Below are 22,416 nucleotides of genomic sequence, written 5' to 3'. Positions count from 1 at the left end.
CATGAAAAAAATAATATGTTTAGCTGCTTTAGCCACAACTTGTTTAATTAGTTGTGTAATAGCCCCTAAAAAAAGCACTCATAAACCTAAACTAGTTGTTGGTGTAGTAATTGACCAAATGCGCTATGATTATTTAATTCGTTTTGCTTCTAAATATGGTGAAGATGGATTTAAACGTTTATTAGAAGATGGGTTCTCTCTGGAAAATGCTCATTATAATTATATACCAACCTATACTGCTGTTGGTCATGCTTCAATTTATACAGGAACAACTCCTACAAACCATGCTATAATTAGTAACACTTGGTATGACAAATACACTAAAGAAATGGTGTATTGTGTAGATGATAGTAATTATAATACTGTAGGTTATGATGGTGATGGAGGAAAGAAATCTCCTAATAGAATGCTAACGACTACAATAACAGATCAATTAAAGTTAGCACAAAATATGAATGGTAAGACTATTGGAGTTGCTATCAAGGATCGTTCAGCAATTTTACCCGCTGGTCATGCTGCTGACGGTGCTTATTGGTTTTATGGTCGTGATATAGGGAAATGGATTACCTCATCTTATTATATGAACAACCTTCCTAATTGGGTACAAGAGTTTAACAATTCTAAAATAGTAGATGAATACTTGAAACAACCATGGGAAACCCTATATGATATCAACACTTATACTGAAAGTATTGCTGATGATAATAATTTTGAAAAACCTTTTAAAGGAGAAGAAAAACCTATTTTCCCTCATGACATACCTAATTTAAAAAGTGAAAACAAAAACTATAGTATCATAAAAGCAACACCAGCTGGTAATACCTTGACTACCGATTTTGCTAAAGCTGCTATTATTGGAGAAAACTTAGGTAAATCTGAATTTATTGACTTTTTAGCTATCAGCTATTCTTCTACTGATTATGTCGGACATCAATTTGGAGTTGCTTCCAAAGAAGTTGAAGACACTTATCTACGATTAGACAAAGATTTAGCTGATTTGTTTCAGTTTTTAGATACTGAAATTGGTGAGGACAATTACACCTTATTTTTAACAGCTGATCATGCTGCTGTTCAAGTTCCAGCTTATCTTAAATCTGTTAAAATCCCTGCTGATTATTTTAGTTATACAGAATTTAAAACTTATGTAAATGATATTACTAAAAAGTGTTTTAATTCAGATGCATTAGTTGAGAGTATTTCTAACTTTCAAATCTTCTTAAATAAAGAGAAAATTGAAGAGTTAAAATTAGATGTACATACTGTTGCTCAAAAAATAGCTGACGAAGCAATCAATTATAAAAACATCTATAAGTCTGTAACCGCAAAAACATTACAAACTACTACTTTTACCAATGGTATTTTAAACTCATTACAGAACGGTTACAATCAGAAATTTTCTGGAGATATTCTATTAATTCCAAATCCATCTACACTTAGTGCTTATTATAAAAATGGAGGTACATCACATGGTTCTGGATATTCTTATGATACTCATATCCCTTTGATTTTCTACGGAAATGGTATTAATCAAGGTTCATCAAAGAAAAAATATGAAATAATTGATATTGCACCTACAATCTCTAATTTATTACAAATTGAATTCCCTAACGGAACCACTGGAAAGATTATAGAAGAAGTATTAGAATAAAAAAAGCGCTCAATGAGCGCTTTTTTCTTTTCAAATAATGTACAGAATATTCTATTTTCTTTTACAATATACTTTACACGTTTTATATTTATATGCATTTGAAATATAACTCTTCATTATAAAAGCTGTAAGTAGTGTAAAAAAAATGTAAATCATATTTTTATGTTTTTGGTTTCTAACTATTTAGATACATCAATTTTAAAAAAGTCACATTTTTTATTTTGGATTATTTAATATAACCAAAGCACCAATAACTCCTGGTACCCAACCACAAAGGGTTAATAAAAAAACAATTACTACAGATCCACATCCTTTACCTAAAACAGATAATGGTGGAAAAAAAATTGCTAGTAAAACTCTTAATAAACTCATAGTATTTTTTTAATTAATATACTATAAAGACGAATATTCCTTTATTTTGTTACAGTTTACAGTAACAAAAGGCCATTTTGAAAAGAAAAAAGCATTGATTATAAACGATAATCAATGCTTTTCGATTTTAAAAACAATTCAATTAATGCAATGCAAAAATGAAAACTGTTTAGAAAGTTACTTCTAAACAGTTTATTTTATAAGCTATTTCTTTATAAATCGGATACTCTTTACATCTGTATCCTTTTCAATTACAATTGTATAAATAGCCGATTTTAAACCACTAACATCAATATTATTAGTAGCAACACCTTTCTTAATTCTTTGACCTAATGTGTTATAAATAGTATAATTTACTTTTTCATAACCAATTGGCTTCACTAAATTTATTTGGTTTCCAACTGGATTCGGATAGATTGCAAACTCAAGAATATCTCCTCTTGTAGTAATTGCTGAGTTTGAACCAGTAACCTGGAAGTTATCAATAGCAATATCTGCTTGCCATGTATTTCCTGTTACACGGTTAAAACGTAATTTAATACCTTTTCCTACATAATCATTTAAGCTTACTGTAGCTGTTAACCAAGAGTTTCCTTTATTTCCTGATTGATTCCAAATTGAAGTCCAATTAACTCCATCATCCTCACTAACTTCTAAGTCGATAGTTCCCATATTGGTAGCTCCATACATGTGATATTTGAACGAAATTGAAGCAGAACTTAATCCTGATAAGTCATAACATGGTGAATTTATAATTGCTCTTTTATTTGGGTATCCTGTATTTCTACCAGAAGCCTCTACATAAATATAATGTGAACCATTATTGGCTGATGAAGGACCTGTTCCACTTGATGGTGTACTTCCAGTTCTTCTTGTCCAATTGATATCATCGCCACTAGATTGTGTCCATGAACCAAAAGACGAATCAAAAGATTGTGCATAAGGGTAACTATCTATTCCTCCTGTACAACCAGCTGTAACTGCATTTACATTAACAGTTCTAGTTACTGCTGTTGCTGCATTACCAGCTGCATCAGATACATTATAAGTTAAAGTATAAGTTCCTTGTGTATTTGCATCTACAGAACCAGTTACTACAATATTAGCAGTAATATTTCCATCTACATTATCACTTGCAGTTGCTCCAGCATCTGTATACGAATCTCCAACATTTATATTTTCAACACTATTTCCTAACAAGGTTATTACTGGTGCTACTGTATCTGCTCCAGCACCTACTATTGTAACTGTATAATCTTCTACCTCTCCATAAGTAAATTCACCACATGGACTTGGTACTGCATTATAACGTAAAATTACTCTCATCCTAGTGTCTCCTGTAACTGCTGATGCAGGTACCGTGAAACTTCCTGACACTGGTGTATCTGTTGAAGGAGACTTACTCCAAACTAGCTCTCCAGCATCTGTAAACACTCCATTTTTATTATAATCAATCCAAACTCCATAACCTTCACTATAAGTTGTTCCAGTCCAAGTTGGAGTAATGGTAATTGTTTCTGAAGCTCCTTTAGTTATAGTAGTTGAAATATTTGTAAAATCTGAATAAAATTGACCTGTTGAAGTATTATCTATTGTATTTAATTTTACATTAGAAATATATTCATCATTTACATTTGTACTTTTAGCTGTACAATATGTTAATTGAACATCTGTTGTTGTAAAATTAGCTGTTGCACTAAAACTAGATGAAGTACCATCTGTACAAACACTCTTAACTCTAACTTCATAAGCTGTATTTGCATCTAAACCAGATAACGTAGTAGTTGTTCCTGATGTATTATTTGAAGTCCAAGAAGCATCTGATGCTTTTTTGTACTCAACAGTATAAGTTGCTCCTGATACTGTATTCCAAGAAACTGTAGCTGCTGAATCTGTAACTCCACTTACACTAACTCCAGTTGGAACTGATGCTGTACATGGTAACGGATTTGAAATAGTAAAGTTTGTATTTGAAATATCGAAGAAGATATGGTTAGTTCCTCTAACCATTATTCTATTTTGATTTCCTACTGAGTTTGGCACCGTAATATCATGAGATCCGTCATTAGGAACTCCACTAGCTAATACTACTGGATAAGTATCTCCACCATCTGTAGACATTAAAATATCAACATTTGCAGCATTTACTCCATTACTTGTTGTACCTGCTACATTCCAAGTAACAGTTTCAGTTGCTCCTGCTGTTAAAGTAACTGCTGTATTAGGTGAATTTACCACAAAAGGCCCTGCTGTTCCATTTACAGTAACCACCATATCATCACTATTATTTGTTCCTCCTCCTGCTCTGTTATCTCTTACCGTTAATCTAAAGTTTAAACTTCTGGCAACATTTGGAACCGCTTCCCATTGCCAAGAAGTATTTCCTGCTTTTACTGTTTCTAATCTTGGAAAATACCTTGACGCATTTGTTGTTGGAGAATAAGACCTAAAAGCAACTCCTGCTGTAGCTGTTACACTAGGGTATGTTGTAGCTGCATTGTTTTCATCCATTTGTTCCCAACAATATGAAAGCACATCAGACGCATCTGCATCGGTAGCAGATCCTGTTAATACAAATGCTGTTCCTTTTGGAATTGTATAATCACTACCAGCATTTACTGTTGGCACATTATTTCCTGTTGAAGTATTTGTTTGACATGAAGTTGATTTAATATAATTAGTAATTTGCTGAATATTTATTGCATGAAAATATGGATCACTATTAGGCTGCACATCTGTTGCTCCTGTTATACCTGCATATCCCATTATGGTAGTACCACTTCCTGGTTCCATATGTACATTGGTTCCTTCATTTCTTATTGTAAAGGTATGATTACCTCCAAATTGATGTCCAATTTCATGAGCCACGAAATCTACATCAAAAGGATCTCCTTCTGGAGTAGTACGCGAAGTAAATGCACTACCTTTACTTCCATCTACACAAACACATCCAATACAACCTGCGTTTCCATTGTTTGATGCTTTTGCAAATAAGTGTCCTATATCATAGTTCGCTTCACCAATAACACTAGTTAAAGTTGATTGCACTTGTGAATTAAAACTTCCATTTGAATAAGGGTCTGTTGATGCATTCGTATAAATTACATCTTCATTATTCGCAATAATAATCATAGTTACATTAAAATCCGTTTCATAGATTCCATTAACCCTTGTCATTGTTGTATTCATTGCTGCCAATGCTTGTGCTTTGGTACCACCATGATGCGCTGTATATTCACCTGTTGCAGAAATAGCAATACGATACGTTCTTAAGGTTCCATCATCTGCATTTTTATGCTGAAAAGAACTCCCTGTGCTTTTGTTTCTGTTATTTGGATCTACATCACATTTGAATCCATTTACATCTCTAGGCTTATCCGATTTTTTATAGATAGTATATCTTTTTAAATCTGCTGAATAAGGTTCAATAAACACTGTAGGTTTATCAATTCCTAAACGCATACTTTGTAAACCTTTTGCGTTTGAAAGACTAAAACGAATCCTATCTGAAGGATCATCAACACCTACACCCATGTAAGATTTAATGTCTGGATACTTTTGTGATAAGGCTGGATGCAACACCGAAGCTTCTGAAACTCGGTACTTTTCTAGCTTTCCATCAGCATTTGGAAAAGCTATAATCACACTAGATTGTTTACCTGATTTTCTCTGAGGTGCATTTACTAAAGCTTGTTTAAACGCATCTAAATCTAGTTGATAAATCTCTTTATCGGGCAATCTTTTTTCTAGTGCAGAAACACTAGCTCTTACTTTTCCATTTGCTTGTTTTTTCCATAATTCGCTGTTTTGAGAAAATAAAACAGACGTAGCCAAGGACATGGCTAAAAATAGCTTGTTTTTCATAATCTGGGGGACTTAAAATTTATTTCGTTAAAGATATAAAAAAACTTTACACAAAAAAGTAACAAGCTAAAAAACAGAGTTTTAAAAACACCCAATCTACATCAAGCGCCCGAAAAATATAGCGTTCATTAACAATTTATTTGTTCCAAACCAAAATCCTCTAAAATTTGTATTATCAGTAAATACAATTATTTTTCCAGCCCCTAAACGCTGAGATTTAAAGGGAACTGTATTCTTTAATTCCTTTAAATTTTCTTTTGAAATATATCCACTCAATAATGGGGCATTTGTATATTGAATTGGATTATTATAACTTTTTTTATCAGGTTGAATGAATTGTCTAGTATTTCTAAACAATGCTATCTTATTATTTTTATAACCAAAACTTATTGGATGTGAACGATCTATTGAAGCTTCAAAAATTGCACCTCCGATAACTTGTGCTCCTGACTGCAATGAACGATTTTCAAATGATACATTTTTCACTGTATCCATTTTAGGTTTATTAAATTGTAATGAAATAAATCCTTTATTAGACATCCAGTTAACCGCATTTCTATATCCTATTAATACACCTCCTTTGCGAACCCAATCTCTTAACTTTCCTTCTAAATTCTTATCTATTGAATAGCTATTAGGTATTATAATAGTAGTGTACTTACTTAAATTTACTCTTGATGCATAAGACATGTCTAGTTTAGTAAGTTGCATATCAAAACGTTGATCTAACAAATGCCAGATTTCACCTGCATCATAACTTGTTATTCCTTTTCCTACTAACATCGCTACTTTTGGTTCTTTTACAACTCTAAAGTTTCTACTCCCTAAATCTATACCATCATTCAAACCTGTTGAAACACCTGTTATTTCAATATGATTTTTCATTGCAACTTTTTCTAAATAAGTAAACAATTCAGCATTATTTAATTTTTGATTTTGTGCAGGAATAAAAATAGTTCCATAATCGTATAGTTTGTTATTGTTTTTAAACTGCTTCATTGCAACTTTAGCTCTTAGTCCCTTTTTTAAAATTTCATTTAAAGCCTTAGGTGCTTCATATTCATTCCAAGCAAATAAATACCCTACTGTGCTTTTATTTTGAATACTTCCCGATTTCTTTTTTAAATCAAGTATCTCATTACCCACTTTAGACAACGAAACATTTTTAGCAAAATCCACTCCAAATGCATGATTAAATGTCCAAGCAGAAACATCATAAAACAGACTATCTTTAAAGGTAGTTCTCACATCAAACATTGCCTTTACCAATCGATTATTTTTCTGATTCATTGGTATTGCATAACTATATCCTTTTTTAAAATATTTTCCATTAACTGTTAAATCAGATTTTAACTCATGAAGTTTTACTTTATGCTTTTTTAATACCTCAGCTAAATGATAACTTTTGATTGCATCCTTTTCATCTCCAAATACAAATGCCTTATTTTCTGATAACTTCCTTGATTCCTCATAAAAACCTTGTTGATATTTCAAGATTTTTTTTCGCATATTTTTAGCAGCTTCCAATGTTGATAATGTTGCTGTAAACTGATTTCTAATTGTAAATGGAAAAGTTAATATTCCATTATCACTTTCCTGTGCATGTCCACGTGAACTTCCTTGTTCAAACAAAATCCCTATACTTCCATTGATATCTGGAAATGTTGACCCCTTTCCATAATAAAAATCATCAAAGCTTTCTTCAGAATAATATGTTGATCCTATTTTATCAAAAGCTTTCGCATGATAAGTTGCAATCTCCTTTGTTAAATCCTGATTCATTTGAGGCGTTAATGGATTTGTTCTACTTGGAATTCCCGGTTGAAAAAAGAAAGTAGAATTCGTCCCCATCTCATGATGATCTGTTAAAATATTAGGCAACCATTTATGAAATGTTTTAATTCTTGCTGTACTCTCTGGCAACTGTACAGGTAACCAATCTCTATTCATATCGAACCAATAGTGATTGGTTCTTCCTCCTGGCCAAACTTCATGATACTCTCTATCATTTGGATCTGGATTTATATTACTTGCTTTATTTGTATTTGCCCAATAAGCAAAACGTTGTAATCCATCTGGGTTTAATGATGGATCAAATAAAATTACTGTATTATTCAATAACTCATTTATTTTTGGACCTTGAGCTGCTGCTAAATAATATGCTGCTGCTAATGCTGCATTAGAACCACTTGGTTCATTTCCATGAATTGAAAATCCTTGATACACAACAATTGGTTGATTAGACACATTTATTGAAGCATTATCTGTTATTTCAATATGCTTTTCCCTTATCCCCTCCAAGTTTTGATGATTCTTAGGCGCTGTAATTGTCAGTAACAGTAAAGGTCTCCCTTCATAAGTTTCTCCTCTATTTTCAATAGTTACTCTATTTGAAGCCTTTGCTAAAGCTTTCATATACGACACTAATTTATCGTGAGTAATATGCCATTCTCCTACCTCATGCCCTATAATAGATTTTGGAGTTGGTATATTTTTATCATAACTCACATCACTTGGCAAATAATATGATAAATCTACTTTTTGCTGAGCTAGCACTGAAACCGATAGAGATAATACTAAGTATAGAAAAACTTTTTTCATGAATTTGTTGTTTGATAGACTCACAAATATATTAAATCAAAAACGTTATTTTTGACTACTAACTAACTGGTTTCTATGTACACTAAAAAAACTTACCCAATTAAAGGGATGCTAAGATGGACTAGAAGGTATATTTATGTTTTTATACTACTTAGTCTTATCCCCGTATTTTTATTTGACGTTATGGGATGGAAATGGTTATATGTACCATGGCTTCCTTTAGGTGTTTTGGGTACCGCTGTTTCTTTTATTGTAAGTTTTAAAAATAACGCTTCTTATGATAGATTATGGGAAGCTCGTAAAATTTGGGGTGGTATTGTAAACACTTCTAGATCTTTTACTGTTATGGTAAAAGACTTTATTAAAAATGATCAAATAACTACTAGTGAATTAAAAAATATTCACAGAGAATTGGTTCATAGACATGTTGCTTGGCTAACCGCATTACGCTACCAAATGCGTAAAGACAAGCCTTGGGAAAATCATATTAAACTTAGCAAATCTAATAGAGAGTTTAGAGAAAAAAATGTTTATGTATTTGAAGATAACGTTCCAATCAAAGAAGCTATTTCACCTTATATCTCTGAAACCGAATACAATGAGATTTTTGCTAAAGGAAATCAAGCTTCTCAATTATTAGGAATTCAATCTAGACGAATCAAAGAACTTTATAATGAAGGATTCATAGATAATTTTCGACATATGGAACTTGAAAAAATAATTGTTGAATTATATACTTTACAAGGAAAATCGGAACGTATTAAGAACTTTCCATACCCTCGTCAATTTGCTACTTTAAACTTTATGTTTGTTTGGGTATTCATTATTCTTTTACCTTATGGTATGATGCAAGAATTTGAAGCTTTAGGTGATAGAATTACTGAAACCTTAGCTAATCATCAATCTAGAACAGCAATTATGCATAAAGTTCAAGTATTTATTTCCCGTCATTTCGAATGGTTTTCTGTTCCTTTTAGTACACTAATCGCATGGGTATTTTACTCTATGGAAGCTATTGGTGAAAACTCTGAAAATCCTTTTGAGGGAGGCCCGAATGATGTCCCTATTACAAACATGAGTAGAGGTATAGAAATAGATATCCGACAATTAATAGACGATACTGATATTCCAGAACCTTATAAATGGAATAATGATATTGTTTTATAAAAGCCCCTATAATGACTGTAAAAAATTTATCTACTACCCCATTTGAAAAAATTATTGAATGCTTCTTGTTAGCTTTTGAAAACTATTTTGTTCCCATGCCTAAAGAGGAAATATATTATCAGGAAAGATGGAAAGCAGCTAAGGTTGATTTTGAATTTTCTTATGGCATGTTTGATGGAGAAAAGTTAGTTGGATTTATAATTCATGCTATTGATGAAAGAAATGGAACATTAATAGCTTTTAATACTGGTACTGGTGTAACTCCTGAATATCGAGGAAAAAAAATAATTCAATCCATATACAAACATGCTCTCATAGAATTTAAAACCAACAACATTCAACAAAGTTCTTTAGAAGTTATTACAGAAAATAAAAAAGCTATTCATTTATATAAAAATATTGGCTTCACTACTTCTAAAACCTACAAATGCTATAGAGGGCAAATAAAAACAGATAGTTCACTTGAATATGAATTAAAAGAAACAGACTTAAAGAATGTAAACTGGAATCAACTTCCAAATCAATCATACTATTCTTGGGATAATCAAAAAGAGTCTATAACAAGAGGAAACTATCAATTTTTTCAAATAATGTATAATGATATACCTGAATCCTTCTTTATTATCAATGCAGAACAAAATTATCTGGCTCAATTTGATTTATTAAACGATTCAAATATAGGTTGGGAAAGACTTTTCTCTGGTATTAAAAAATTATCAGAAACTATTAAAATAAACAACGTTGACACAAGGCTTTCTTCTAAAATTATTGCCCTCAATAATATTGGGCTTAAAAACATTATTGATCAATTTGAAATGAATTTAAAAATTGACCAACCACACCCATAAACCTCTAAAAATCAAAACAAAAAGATAGTTAAAATAATTTTCACTTATCAATAATGTCAAATTGATTTTTTAAGAAGTTCTTTTTTAATCAAAATAGTTTTTTTTTATAAAAAAAGCTGTTTATAAAACCAAACAAACACAAAACACTTCGTTTTAGAGTGAATTTTATTTTTAATAAACCTCAAAAAGATTAAATTTATTTAATTTGTAACAAAATTTAATAAATTATGTCATCAAAAAACATATTAGAAAATTCTAATACTACTACCAAGACATTTGTCTCGCCAGAATACATTCGTAATCGCTTCTCTACGATCATGTCTGATATGTATAAAAACGAAGTACCACTTTACGGTGAATTACTTGATTTGGTTCATGATATTAATGACAATGTTCTTTCTGAATCTAAAGATATTGAAGAACAATTGGCAAATACAGGAGAAATAACTCGCTTAAATATGGAACGTCATGGTGCTATTCGTTTAGGTAAACCATATGAGTTATTTACTATGAGACGTTTATTTAAAGTTATGGGAATGTTTCCTGTTGGGTACTATGATTTAGCTCCAGCTGGTGTTCCTGTTCACTCAACGGCCTTTAGAGCTATTGAAAACACAGCTCTTAATCAAGCTCCTTTTAGAGTTTTTACATCTTTATTACGTTTAGATTTAATTGATGACGAGCAACTTCGTAAAAATGTTGAAACTATTTTAGAAAAGCGTCAGATTTTTACAGAAAAGGCATTAGAGTTAATTGACAAATCTGAAAAAGAAGGTGGATTAAATAAAGAAGATGCTGAAACTTTTGTTCAAGAAGCATTAGAAACTTTTAGATGGCATGATACTGCTACGGTAGATTATGAAATGTACGAAGCATTATTAAATCAACACAGGTTAATTGCAGATGTAGTTGCTTTTAAAGGACCTCACATTAACCACCTTACACCTAGATCATTAGATATTGACAAAGTACAAACAAGCATGGAAGCTCGTAATATACCTCCAAAAGACAATATTGAAGGACCACCTACTAGAAAATGCCCAATTTTATTACGTCAAACAAGTTTCAAAGCATTAACTGAAAAAGTAACTTTTAAAGGAGATGTTGGAAATGAAAAAATGGGAGAACACAAAGCTCGTTTTGGTGAAATTGAACAACGTGGTGTAGCTGTTACCCAAAAAGGATTAGATTTATATAATGAGTTATTAGGCAAAACACGTAAAGCTATTGGTGGTTCTCCAACTGCAGAAAATGCTGATGAATACAACCAACTATTACTAGAAAACTTTAAAGTTTTCCCTGATACTTATAACGAATTACAAGCTAAAGAATTAGCCTACTTCCATTATTTCACAACTGATAAAGTAAAAGATATATCTGAAGGCAAAACATATACAAAAGCAGACGTGAATCAATTACTAAAAGATGGTTATTTAACCATTGAACCTATGGTTTACGAAGACTTTTTACCTGTAAGTGCTGCTGGAATTTTTGCTTCAAACTTAGGTACTGATGATGCAAAACGTGAATACGAAGGAACATCAAATCAATCATTATTTGAAAAAGATTTAGGTGAACCAGTGTACAAGTTAATGAAGTGGTATGAAGACATGCAAGATGAAACTATTCAGAAATGTTTAGCACAAATAAACGCTTAAATAAGGTTTAGTCACATTTCTATATTTTCAATTATATTTTTTTTCATAAAAGAGATTGTCTATTTTACAACTTAAACTAAGTTTGTTTTATCAAAACACAATAAAGTTATTCTTTTGAAAAATCAATTTGATTATATAGACCAACAAATACTTCTAAAGCTACGAAAAGATGCACGTAAAGCATATTCTCAAATAGCTGAAGAACTCAATGTTTCTAACTCTTTAATTCATCAACGTATAAAGAAGTTAACTTCTGAAGGCGTTATTCAAAATGCTGAATTTATCCTAGACGAAAAGAAACTAGGATATAAAACTAAATCCTATACTGGAATTCGTTTACGTGAAGCCCGTTTTGCTAAAGATGTAATGAAAGAGTTAGAAAAAATTGATGAAATTGTAGAATGTAATTTCGTCTCTGGTAATTATGCGATTTTCATTTTAATATATGCTAAAGACAATGAACATCTGCAAAAAATATTATATGACAAAGTTCATTTAATAAACGGAGTTGCAGGTACCGATACTTTTATTTGTTTTGACACTTGTTTTAAAAGAAATATTCCAATTGAATAGTTTATGAAAAAAAACGCAGCTGTTTTATGGACCGGTGGAAAAGATTGCGCTTTAGCCTTTTTTAAAGCTCAACAAGAAGAATATTCTATTACTCACTTAGTAACTTTTGCTCCAGAGAATCCTGATTTTAAAGCTCATAATTTGTCTCTGATTAAACAACAAGTAACATCGGTTGGAATTCCGCATATAATACTTACTGTAAAATCTCCAATGCAAAATAGCTATGAAGACGCTATAAGTTTATTAAAAACTAAATATCATATAGAGACTTTAATTACTGGCGACATTGATGAAATTGAAAACCATGATAATTGGATTGAAAAGTGTAGTCAAAAATCAGAAATGAAAGTTTACAACCCGCTATGGAAAAAAAATAGAACAGAATTACTTTCTACCTTATTAGATCATAAATTCGAAGTTATTTTTTCTTTGGTCAAAAAACCTTTTTTTAATCAAAAATGGGTTGGAAAAGTAATAGATTCAACAATTATTGAAGAATTAAAGAAATTAAATATTGATATTTGTGGTGAAAACGGAGAATACCATACAATGGTAATCAATGCTCCTTTTTTTAAAAGTCAAATAAATATAGGTTCATACACAGTTACTGAAAATGAACATTATAGTTATTTACACAAATAAATAACAACATCATAAGGTGTTTAACCATGATACAGAATACACAGCTACAAAATTTAGAAAAAAAACTAGAAGGAGAGTTATTTTTCGACGATTTACATAAAAACATATATGCTACAGATGCATCGGTGTATCGTAAAATCCCATTAGCTGTTGCATATCCTAAAAACAAAAAAGATATACAACAATTAATTGATTTTGCTACTAAAAGTAATATCACATTAATACCACGTACAGCAGGTACCTCTCTAGCTGGACAATGTGTTGGTGATGGAATTGTAGTTGATGTTTCTAAGCACTTTACCAACGTATTGACTTTTGATGAACAGAATAAAACCATTACTGTTGAACCTGGTATAATTAGAGACGATTTAAATCGTTTTCTAAAACCTTTTGGATTATTTTTTGGACCAAACACCTCAACTTCAAATCGATGTATGATTGGTGGTATGGTTGGAAACAATTCTTCTGGAAGTACTTCAATTAGATATGGAGTTACTCGCGATAAAGTAATAGCAATTGAAGGTTTATTAAGCGACGGTAGTGAAGTAACTTTTTCAGAAATAACTTCTGATGAATTCAAACAAAAACGTTTTGAAAAGTCTTTAGAAGGAAGTATTTATAAAGCTATATACAATGAATTAACTTCTAAGGAGAATCAACAAGAAATAAAAAAAGAATTTCCAAAGGAAAGTATTCACCGAAGAAATACAGGATATGCTGTTGACGAGTTTTTAACTTCTGATTTATTTGGAGGAAATGAACCTACTTTAAACCCTGCTAAATTCTTATCAGGAAGTGAAGGAACATTAGTTTTTTCTACTGCTATAACAATTCAACTGGACGACCTCCCTCCTACTAAAAGTATTATGGTATGTCCGCATTTTACAAGTGTAAATGAGAGTTTAAAAGCAACAGTTACTGCCATGAATCACAAATTGTACGCTTGTGAATTGATGGATAAAGTAATTTTAGACTGTACTAAAAACAATAGAGAGCAAGCAAAAAATCGTTTCTTCTTACAAGGTGATCCTGAAGCTGTTTTAATGTTAGAAGTTTCAGCTAATACTATTGAAGAAGCAGAAATACTAGCCGATAAACTTATTGAAGATTTAAAAATTAATAATTTTGGTTATCACTACCCTAAAGTATATGGAGACGATATAGCCAAAGTTCATTACCTACGTAAAGCTGGTTTGGGATTACTAGGAAATATTGTAGGAGATATGAAAGCTGTTGCCTGTATTGAAGATACAGCAGTTGCCTTGGAAGATTTACCAGAATACATTGAGGAGTTTACTCAAATTATGGATAAATATGAGCAGGATGCTGTTTATTACGCTCATGCTGGTGCTGGTGAATTACACTTACGCCCTATTTTAAATTTAAAGAAACAGGAAGATGTAGTTTTATTTAGAAAAATAACTACTGAAACTGCCGAACTAGTAAAAAAGTATAAAGGATCGTTTAGTGGTGAACATGGAGATGGAATTGTTCGTGCTGAATTTATACCGCTAATGATTGGTGATAAAAACTATCAATTATTACGTAGAGTTAAGAAAGCTTTTGACCCCAATAATATATTTAACAAAGGAAAGATTACTGATGCCTTTCCTATGGATAAAAGTTTACGCTACGAAGTAGATAGAAAAGAACCAGGAATTAAAACTATTCAAGATTTTTCTGACAGTGAAGGGATTTTAAAGCTAGCTGAAAAATGTAATGGTTCTGGTGATTGTAGAAAATCTCCTGAAGCTGGAGGAACCTTATGCCCTAGTTATAGAGCAACTAGAAATGAAAAAGAAACTACACGAGCTAGAGCCAATACGCTACGTGAAGTTTTAACCAATAACACCGCTAAAAACAAATTCGATTCTAAAGAATTAAAACAAGTTTTAGATCTTTGTTTAAGTTGTAAAGCTTGTGCAACAGAATGTCCTAGTAATGTTGACATAGCCTCTATGAAAGCAGAGTTTCTATATCAATACCAAGAAACTAACGGATATTCTTTCCGTAGCAAACTATTTGCCAATAATGCTAAGTATAATAAGCTAGGTAGTAAGTTTCCAACCATTACAAACTTTTTTACAAATACAACTATAGCTAAAAAAGTAATGGGAGTTGCAACAGAACGTTCAGTACCTAAATTGGCTAAACAACCTTTAGAAACTTGGTTAAATAAGCATCAAATAAAAACATCAAACAAAGTAGTATACTTATTTAATGATGAGTTTACTAATTACTATGATGCTGAAATAGGAAAAGACGCAGTTTTAGTTTTAGAAAAACTAGGTTACGAAATTAAACATATTCAACATGAGGAAAGCGGTAGAAGCTACATCTCTAAAGGTTTTTTAAAGGAAGCTAAAAGTATTGCAAATAAAAACATTAACGCTTTCAAAGAATTAATTACTGAAGAAACTCCTTTAATTGGTATTGAACCTTCTGCTATTTTAACATTTAGAGATGAATATATTCGATTAGCCGACGATAAAGATGCTGCTAAAAATATTTCTAAAAACACATTTACTTTTGAAGAATTTTTAGCTTCTGAATTGAAAAAAGGAAATATTGATACTTCAATTTTTACTAATAATGAAAAAGAGCTTAAAATTCATGGTCATTGCCATCAAAAAGCATTATCAAGTACACATGCCTCTTTTTCTATTTTAAACATACCAAAAAACTACAAAGTAACCATTATGAATACAGGTTGTTGCGGTATGGCTGGTTCTTTTGGTTATGAGAAAGAACATTATAAAGTTAGTATGCAAGTAGGAGAAGATACTTTATTTCCTAAAATAAGAAATTGTTCTTCTGAAACAGAAATTGTAGCTGCAGGTACTAGTTGTCGTCATCAAATTTATGACGGAACAAAACGAATTGCAAAACATCCTATTACCATATTAAAAGAAGCCTTATCTTAGGCAAATGCAAAACAAAAATAAAATTACTTCTATGCTTTCCCTGATTATTGCAGGGGAAGCTATTTTTTTATTACCCTTTATTTTAATGCGTGTTTTTAAACCCATCATTAGAGAAGCCTTTCTTATTTCAGATGCAGAAATTGGAGAAGCTCAAGCTTTATATGGGATAACTGCTGTTATCTCTTATTTCTTTGGTGGTTTTGTTGCAGATAAATGGGAAGCTCGTAAATTATTATCTCTGTCATTAATCTTAACTGCTTTTGGTGGTTTCATAATGATTATGACTCCATCAGTTTTCACTCTAAAAATACTATATGCATTTTGGGGAATATCAACTATTTTTCTTTTTTGGGCTGCTTTAATAAAAGCAACAAGACAATGGGGAACCAAAAACAACCAAGGTTTATCTTTTGGTTTACTAGATGGCGGTAGAGGTTTTTTTGCTGCGACGATAGCTTTATCTGGCGCTGGAATCTTAAGTTTCTTCTTTCCCGAAAATGGAATAATAACTTTTGAGAATAAAGTAATTACTCTTCAATATATAATTGGAACCATTACACTTATTGTTTTTTTAGTAGCGTTTTTTGTTTGGAAAACTTTACCTAAAGACCAACAAAAAGCAACTAATTCTAAAGAACTTAAATTTAATTTTAAAGAGGCTTTGTTTTTAATGACCAAATCTAAAGTTATCTATCATTCTCTTATTATTTTTTGCGCTTATTGCGCTTATAAACTAACCGGTGTTTATGGCACATATGCAAGAGATGTTTGGGGGTATTCTTTAGAAAAAGCAACTTATTTTGCCGTTTTTATTCAATACTTAAGACCTTTAGCGGGTATAACTATTGGATGGGTAGCTGATAAGTTTGTACCTTCTAAACTAATACTTCCTTGTTTTACTATTTTAATTATTATTTCAACCTTTTTAGGTTTAGGCACATTTAAAGAACAATCCTTATTTATTTCTTTTTCGTTTTTTGTTTTTATGGCTTTAAGTACCTATGCGCTTAGAGGTTTATACTTTGCTATAATAGAAGAAACCAAAACTCCTATTCAATTTACTGGAACTCTTGTAGGAATTATTTCCGTAGTTGGTTTTACTCCTGATATTTTTATGTCGTTATTTATTGGATATATGCTTGGTGAAACCCCATCAATTACCGAATACCAAAATTTATTTAGCTATTTTGCTATTATACCGATTATAGGTTTGGTTGCCAGTATTTTATTCAGAAAAACTATCTATAGGAAGAACTAAAAATTTAAAAACTATTTTTAATTTAAAGAATCTCACTTTTCTTCTTTATTCATTTTTTTGAAAATCTTCGCTATATTTTCTTTTACTTCAACGTGGTGATTCACCATCGCTTTTTGATACAAGATAGAAGAAGTACTTAATAACCTCCCAGTAGCTGGTTGTACAATTCCTCTTTCACCTATATTATAACCTTGCTTTCTTAGTGCTTCTTTAACTCTCTTATTACTATCATTAATCTGTCTAACTATACCTATTAATTCATCCTTATCTCTTTGAAGCTTACCTCCTAGTACGTTTTCTAAATCTTTGAATGTAAAATAATGTGGTAAATAAAGATCAACTGTCTCTTCCTTATTATTTACAACATCTTTAATATAATTAGGAGTATGCTCTATTGCTACCCCTACTTTTAAAACAGCAATAAGCTCTGGAGAAGAGTTCAGTTTTTCTACCTTAATATTATTCTCTTTTGCAAAGTGTCTAATATAATTTGACTTAGCATTAATAAAATTGATAAACTTTACTGTAGCTGAATCATTTATCACCTTAACTTTTTCTAGATACTCTTTAAAACTATAAGCACTTAAAAGCCCTGAGTTTTCAAATGCCCCTCCATCTAAAAAATATCCTTTTTGTTTAATTTTTGCTGCTGGACTTACAAAAGGAAACCTATTACTGGTTGATACAGTTGTATAAAAAGGTAATTCTCTACCTTTTTCAGAATTAAGAATATTTATAGCTCCAGGAAATATATCTTCATAGTTTTCTACATCAATTTTGCTACCCCCATTAATCTTCAATGAAAGTGCATTCCCGTATTTATTATTCGTACCTGTTGTATTTATTATTAAAGGAGGATAATAACCTTCTTTATAAACTTTTTCATAAAGGTCATAAAAAGTAAATGAATCATTTGCTTTCCCTTTAAATTTATCTATAGCTAAAATGTGTTGACGCATTCCAAAATGAGAACGATCTTTTCCTTTAAACTTTTTAGGAATAAACTCTCTTATCAAATCACCAGTTGCTAAATATAAAACATCAAGGGAAAGTCCATTTAAATTTGCTAACCGATTAATTGCTTTCTCTTTATTTTTATTAAAAGCTTTTATATATGTATAATTTGCTATTCCTACTGAACCTCCTGAAACCCCAGATAAACACCTTGTATTATTCAGGAACTTCTTATTAGTATTATCTAATTTATTCAATAAAAGCATAGTCCATAAATTAGATTTTAAACCTCCACCATAAGAAGACACAAAATAATGTTCTTTTTTTTCCTTTATATCACTTACAAAAGCGCTAATTTCGATTCCTTTAATAGAATCTTGCTTAATAGTTTGCAACTCATGTAAATCATTTCCTTTATATGATGTATACCCACCTATTAAAGTTAAAACTAACAACGTAAATGGAATATGATATATCCATAATCTCCATCTTAACCTACCTCCTTCTTTATCTAAATTTTCATTTCTTATAAACTCTCCTTCTTTAACTCCACTTCTTACGGTTTTCCTATACATTTGTGTATAGTATTTGAAATGTTTTATATAGATAATGATTGCTCCATAAAAAAACAGATATAGCATTAAAAAAAGAGGGATTGGATTAAAATTATGGATAAGTTTCCAATTAAAATTTAACACCAAGATTCCTGAAACACAAATAATTCCAAAAACTGCTATAAAAAAAAGATACCATGAATTATTACTGAAAATAGATAAAAAATTAATATAGCTACCTTTATAATTCTCATAATATTTCGCTCTTTTTTCTTCAAAGTATTCTTGAGGTCTTTCCAACAAAAAAATAGTCCATTTATTGGTAAAGATATATTTTAGATACGACCTCCCCACTGTTAACAAAACATAAGTTAAAGCTGCTAAAATTGTAACAACTACTATAAGAAAAACCAATTGCTTATTCCATGCTGAAGCGGTAAAAGCAACAATAACCAACATTAAAATATCTAACATTAGTAAATAAGGAAAAAGACCTATGATTTTAGTAAACTTTTTTACACTTTCAACTCCTGATTGCTCTTCACCTTCTTTTTCAAAATATTTATCAGCATCTAATTTTAGTTTTGACAAATACCAAACAAAACAGAATAAAAACACAGCAATTAAAAATGTAACTGAAGTTGCTAGTCGTAAAGAATGAGCTTCATCTACTGCAGTTAATATCATATAAATAAAAGCTACATAAAATAACACTCCTAAACACCTTCTAAATATCTGCATCTTAAATTCTTCTTTATCATCCGAATCATTTTCATTCTTAACTACAGAAACACCTTTTCTTTTAACAAAATAAATAATTCCTATATAAGATTTAATGGTAAAATTACTACTCATTATATATTCATAGAGATTGGTATCTGAGTACTTTGAACCTTTAAAGTAGATTGGATAATGTGCTGTAGGAATAGAAACAAAATACACCAATAACAGTGTAATAATTAAATTAAAACGACTTTCAAAAAGTCTAATCATAATATCACCTCCTTGATCTACAAAACCAATAAGTATACTAACAATAAAAATAAAGACTAAGCTAATCCTAGCATGCTTAATAAATCTCCAAACTATTTTTTTATGATCGATAATAACACTAAATAAAAAGGTAACAAAGCTTAATGCATACAATAATACTTTTACTCTCTGGACATGTATTACACTTTCAATTTCATATAATAAGTATAATACATTCTCTACAACATCAGCGGTATATGCTAAGATAAAAAGAGTAGTAATAAGTCGTAAAATATAAGGTGTAACGATTTCACATAAAACCCTATACATCATTAAAAGCAACAATGCAGCCCAAATAAAATCTACACAAAAAAATAGGTAATAACTCCAATTTTGAATACTGCTTTTATACTCTTCAAACAAAGGGATTTCTGTATCAAATTGCACATTACTATACAGAACATGCATTTCTTCTTGAAGCATTGCATTATGAAAATAATGATTCAACAAAACCATAATAGCTGTTAAACCAAACAATACTAAACCGTGAACTTTAAATGGAATTTTCTTTACAATTTTATCAAAAAAACTAAGCATATCTTTTTACTTTCTATAAAGTTATAAAATAATCAATCTATAAAAACTACCTATAAATAGGTGTTTTTAATTTAGAGTAAAAAGGGAAAAATTTTTTGATCTAAAATACAGAACTAAAGTAATAAAAATATAGCTTGATTATTTTATTATCTCAACTTTTTCTTAGCTATGCTAACTAAAAAAACACAATTATTATTAGACGTTAATTCCTCGATAAATACCTCACCTTTAAACTCCAGAAAACGCTAAAACAACTTTTTAAATTGATTATCAGTACTTTATTACGTATATTTAAACGTTCTATAAATTTTAAATATACTATTATGACAAGTACTAAAATAATAATTAACAATGCTTTGTTAATTTTTGCAGGCATTGTAGTGTTCTTCTTTTTAATGAAAATTTTAGGCTTAGAAAATGTCTCTGAACTACGAGTTTTAAACTTTGGATTTGTTCTCTGGGGAATAAACAGAGCTATCAAAACAAATATTCTTAGAAACAAAGAATCTTTATATTTTAATAATTTCTCTATAGGTATAGGAACTTCTGCAGTTGCTGTAGCACTTACCATTATAGGTTTAATTATTTATGTAGATTTTATTGACCCTAGTTTATTAATTGTACTAGAAAAAACTTCTTTCTGGGGACAAAATTTAAGTTTAGGTTTAGTAGTTTTTGCCTTAGCTATTGAAGGAATCGCTTCTTCTGTAATTTGTTCGTTTATACTAATGCAATACTATAAGAACTATAAAATTGATGTTACCATTGCATAAATTGTTTTTGTTTGTAAACAAAATATAATTATTTCAAAAAAAATTAAATTAACACATAAAAAAACTCGAAGCTAAATTTAACTTCGAGTTTTTTATATCTGTACTAATTATTCCTTTTAAGGCTTTATTGTTTCTTCTTGAGCTAACAAACCAAAAAACTTATCTAAATTAGGTAAAATAATAATTTTTGTTCTTCTGTTTTTTGCTCTATTTTTTCTTGTATTATTATCTACTAATGGTAATGATGATCCTCTACCTGAAGCGATTAATCTACTCGGTTCTATTCCATATTTTTTTTCTAAAACACGAACAATAGATGTTGCTCTTTTCACACTTAAATCCCAGTTATCTTGTAATACTTCATTATGAATTTGCTGTGAATCTGTATGTCCTTCAATCATAACATCCATGCTTGGTTCAGATTTTATAATTTCAGATAATTTTTTAAGTACTTTATAAGCTTTACTACTTATTCTGTAGCTTCCTGACCTGAATAACATTTTATCTGAAATAGAGATCATCACTACAGTTTTATCAATATTTACATTTACATCTTCAGAATTTTCTAAAGAGTTTTTATTTATTGATTTTTTCAATTTATAAGACACTGCAACATTCATAGAATCCTTTAGCGTTTTAGCATTTGCTAATTCAGCTGAATCAACATTTTTTAATGTTTTACGCATCTTTTCTTTCATCGAATTAGAGATTACAGTTCCTTGAACCATATCTAATTTTATATCATTCTCTTTTTGTAAATCAGAATTTAAATTATTTAACGAGTTTAATTTCTTGTTATAATTATCGATTCTCTTTTCTATTTTAGAGAACTTTGCTTCTAGTTGCTCTTTTTCAAAAGCTGTTTTTTGAAGAGCTCCTCTCGTGTCTTTATACTTGTTTTCTAACTCTACATATTTCTTTTTAGAAACACAAGCTGTTGCCATTACAGCAACCATTAATAAAAGGGAAAAATTTTTCATTTTTGATTTGTATTAGGTTATTTACCTAATA

At 30.3% G+C, this 22,416-nt stretch carries 14 protein-coding genes; 9 read left to right on the top strand and 5 right to left on the bottom strand.

Annotated features, from left to right (window positions below):
• Position 1: 1 nt before the first annotated feature.
• Positions 2-1,648, top strand: a complete 1,647-nt coding sequence (pafA, locus tag F7018_RS13725) for an alkaline phosphatase PafA (RefSeq protein WP_150900669.1) — start codon at positions 2-4, stop codon at positions 1,646-1,648.
• A 216-nt stretch (positions 1,649-1,864) separates the two neighbouring features.
• Here pafA and F7018_RS13720 read toward each other — a convergent pair whose 3' ends face one another.
• From F7018_RS13720 to F7018_RS13710, 3 genes are all read right to left on the bottom strand, one after another.
• Positions 1,865-2,020 carry a YqaE/Pmp3 family membrane protein gene (locus F7018_RS13720; RefSeq protein WP_150900668.1) on the bottom strand — a complete coding sequence of 52 codons (156 nt, stop codon included), beginning with the start codon at positions 2,018-2,020 and terminating at the stop codon, positions 1,865-1,867.
• 204 nt (positions 2,021-2,224) lie between these two features.
• Positions 2,225-5,884 (bottom strand): reprolysin-like metallopeptidase, encoded by a 3,660-nt coding sequence (locus F7018_RS13715; protein ID WP_150900667.1) that lies wholly within the window; start codon positions 5,882-5,884, stop codon positions 2,225-2,227.
• A 96-nt stretch (positions 5,885-5,980) separates the two neighbouring features.
• Positions 5,981-8,485, bottom strand: coding sequence for a M14 family metallopeptidase (locus F7018_RS13710; RefSeq protein ID WP_150900666.1), 2,505 nt, complete (start codon positions 8,483-8,485; stop codon positions 5,981-5,983).
• Between the two features lie 75 nt (positions 8,486-8,560).
• Between F7018_RS13710 and F7018_RS13705 the strand changes: the two genes are divergently transcribed.
• The 7 genes from F7018_RS13705 to F7018_RS13675 all read left to right on the top strand — a co-directional run bounded on the left by F7018_RS13705 (position 8,561) and on the right by F7018_RS13675 (position 17,555).
• Entirely contained in the window at positions 8,561-9,652 is a 1,092-nt protein-coding gene (locus F7018_RS13705; RefSeq protein WP_150900665.1) for a bestrophin family protein, read from the top strand.
• 11 nt (positions 9,653-9,663) lie between these two features.
• The gene (locus tag F7018_RS13700; protein ID WP_150900663.1) at positions 9,664-10,500 is read left to right on the top strand and encodes a GNAT family N-acetyltransferase; all 837 of its coding nucleotides are present in this window, start codon (positions 9,664-9,666) and stop codon (positions 10,498-10,500) included.
• A gap of 227 nt (positions 10,501-10,727) precedes the next feature.
• Positions 10,728-12,158 carry a 2-oxoadipate dioxygenase/decarboxylase HglS gene (gene hglS, locus F7018_RS13695; RefSeq protein ID WP_150900662.1) on the top strand — a complete coding sequence of 477 codons (1,431 nt, stop codon included), beginning with the start codon at positions 10,728-10,730 and terminating at the stop codon, positions 12,156-12,158.
• Positions 12,159-12,272: 114 nt separating this feature from the next.
• Positions 12,273-12,731, top strand: a complete 459-nt coding sequence (locus F7018_RS13690) for an Lrp/AsnC family transcriptional regulator (RefSeq protein ID WP_235275777.1) — start codon at positions 12,273-12,275, stop codon at positions 12,729-12,731.
• A gap of 3 nt (positions 12,732-12,734) precedes the next feature.
• Complete coding sequence (locus F7018_RS13685; protein WP_150900659.1) at positions 12,735-13,373, top strand: Dph6-related ATP pyrophosphatase; 639 nt, start codon at positions 12,735-12,737, stop codon at positions 13,371-13,373.
• A 26-nt stretch (positions 13,374-13,399) separates the two neighbouring features.
• Complete coding sequence (locus F7018_RS13680; RefSeq protein WP_150900658.1) at positions 13,400-16,297, top strand: FAD-binding and (Fe-S)-binding domain-containing protein; 2,898 nt, start codon at positions 13,400-13,402, stop codon at positions 16,295-16,297.
• 4 nt (positions 16,298-16,301) lie between these two features.
• Entirely contained in the window at positions 16,302-17,555 is a 1,254-nt protein-coding gene (locus tag F7018_RS13675; protein WP_150900657.1) for an MFS transporter, read from the top strand.
• A gap of 32 nt (positions 17,556-17,587) precedes the next feature.
• On the opposite strand, the gene F7018_RS13670 is transcribed toward F7018_RS13675, so the two are convergent.
• On the bottom strand, positions 17,588-20,632 hold the full coding sequence (locus F7018_RS13670; protein WP_150900656.1) for a WD40 repeat domain-containing protein: 3,045 nt from the start codon (positions 20,630-20,632) through the stop codon (positions 17,588-17,590).
• Positions 20,633-20,955: 323 nt separating this feature from the next.
• Here F7018_RS13670 and F7018_RS13665 point away from each other — a divergent pair, with 323 nt between their 5' ends.
• Complete coding sequence (locus F7018_RS13665) at positions 20,956-21,405, top strand: hypothetical protein (protein ID WP_150900655.1); 450 nt, start codon at positions 20,956-20,958, stop codon at positions 21,403-21,405.
• Positions 21,406-21,521: 116 nt separating this feature from the next.
• Here F7018_RS13665 and F7018_RS13660 read toward each other — a convergent pair whose 3' ends face one another.
• The gene (locus F7018_RS13660) at positions 21,522-22,385 is read right to left on the bottom strand and encodes an OmpA family protein (protein ID WP_150900654.1); all 864 of its coding nucleotides are present in this window, start codon (positions 22,383-22,385) and stop codon (positions 21,522-21,524) included.
• Positions 22,386-22,416 lie beyond the last annotated feature (31 nt).

Origin of the sequence: Tenacibaculum aiptasiae (assembly GCF_008806755.1) — a bacterium.
In the GTDB taxonomy this organism is placed as follows: domain Bacteria; phylum Bacteroidota; class Bacteroidia; order Flavobacteriales; family Flavobacteriaceae; genus Polaribacter; species Polaribacter aiptasiae.
Note: the sequence above shows the minus strand (reverse complement) of the source record. Positions and strands in the feature narration are given on the sequence as shown.

Bases quoted from the DNA above. Each gene is read 5' to 3' on its own strand.
- pafA (WP_150900669.1), top strand. From the start codon at position 2: ATGAAAAAAATAATATGTTTAGCTGCTTTAGCCACAACTTGTTTAATT.
- F7018_RS13720 (WP_150900668.1), bottom strand. From the start codon at position 2,020: ATGAGTTTATTAAGAGTTTTACTAGCAATTTTTTTTCCACCATTATCT.
- F7018_RS13715 (WP_150900667.1), bottom strand. From the start codon at position 5,884: ATGAAAAACAAGCTATTTTTAGCCATGTCCTTGGCTACGTCTGTTTTA.
- F7018_RS13710 (WP_150900666.1), bottom strand. From the start codon at position 8,485: ATGAAAAAAGTTTTTCTATACTTAGTATTATCTCTATCGGTTTCAGTG.
- F7018_RS13705 (WP_150900665.1), top strand. From the start codon at position 8,561: ATGTACACTAAAAAAACTTACCCAATTAAAGGGATGCTAAGATGGACT.
- F7018_RS13700 (WP_150900663.1), top strand. From the start codon at position 9,664: ATGACTGTAAAAAATTTATCTACTACCCCATTTGAAAAAATTATTGAA.
- hglS (WP_150900662.1), top strand. From the start codon at position 10,728: ATGTCATCAAAAAACATATTAGAAAATTCTAATACTACTACCAAGACA.
- F7018_RS13685 (WP_150900659.1), top strand. From the start codon at position 12,735: ATGAAAAAAAACGCAGCTGTTTTATGGACCGGTGGAAAAGATTGCGCT.
- F7018_RS13680 (WP_150900658.1), top strand. From the start codon at position 13,400: ATGATACAGAATACACAGCTACAAAATTTAGAAAAAAAACTAGAAGGA.
- F7018_RS13675 (WP_150900657.1), top strand. From the start codon at position 16,302: ATGCAAAACAAAAATAAAATTACTTCTATGCTTTCCCTGATTATTGCA.
- F7018_RS13670 (WP_150900656.1), bottom strand. From the start codon at position 20,632: ATGCTTAGTTTTTTTGATAAAATTGTAAAGAAAATTCCATTTAAAGTT.
- F7018_RS13665 (WP_150900655.1), top strand. From the start codon at position 20,956: ATGACAAGTACTAAAATAATAATTAACAATGCTTTGTTAATTTTTGCA.
- F7018_RS13660 (WP_150900654.1), bottom strand. From the start codon at position 22,385: ATGAAAAATTTTTCCCTTTTATTAATGGTTGCTGTAATGGCAACAGCT.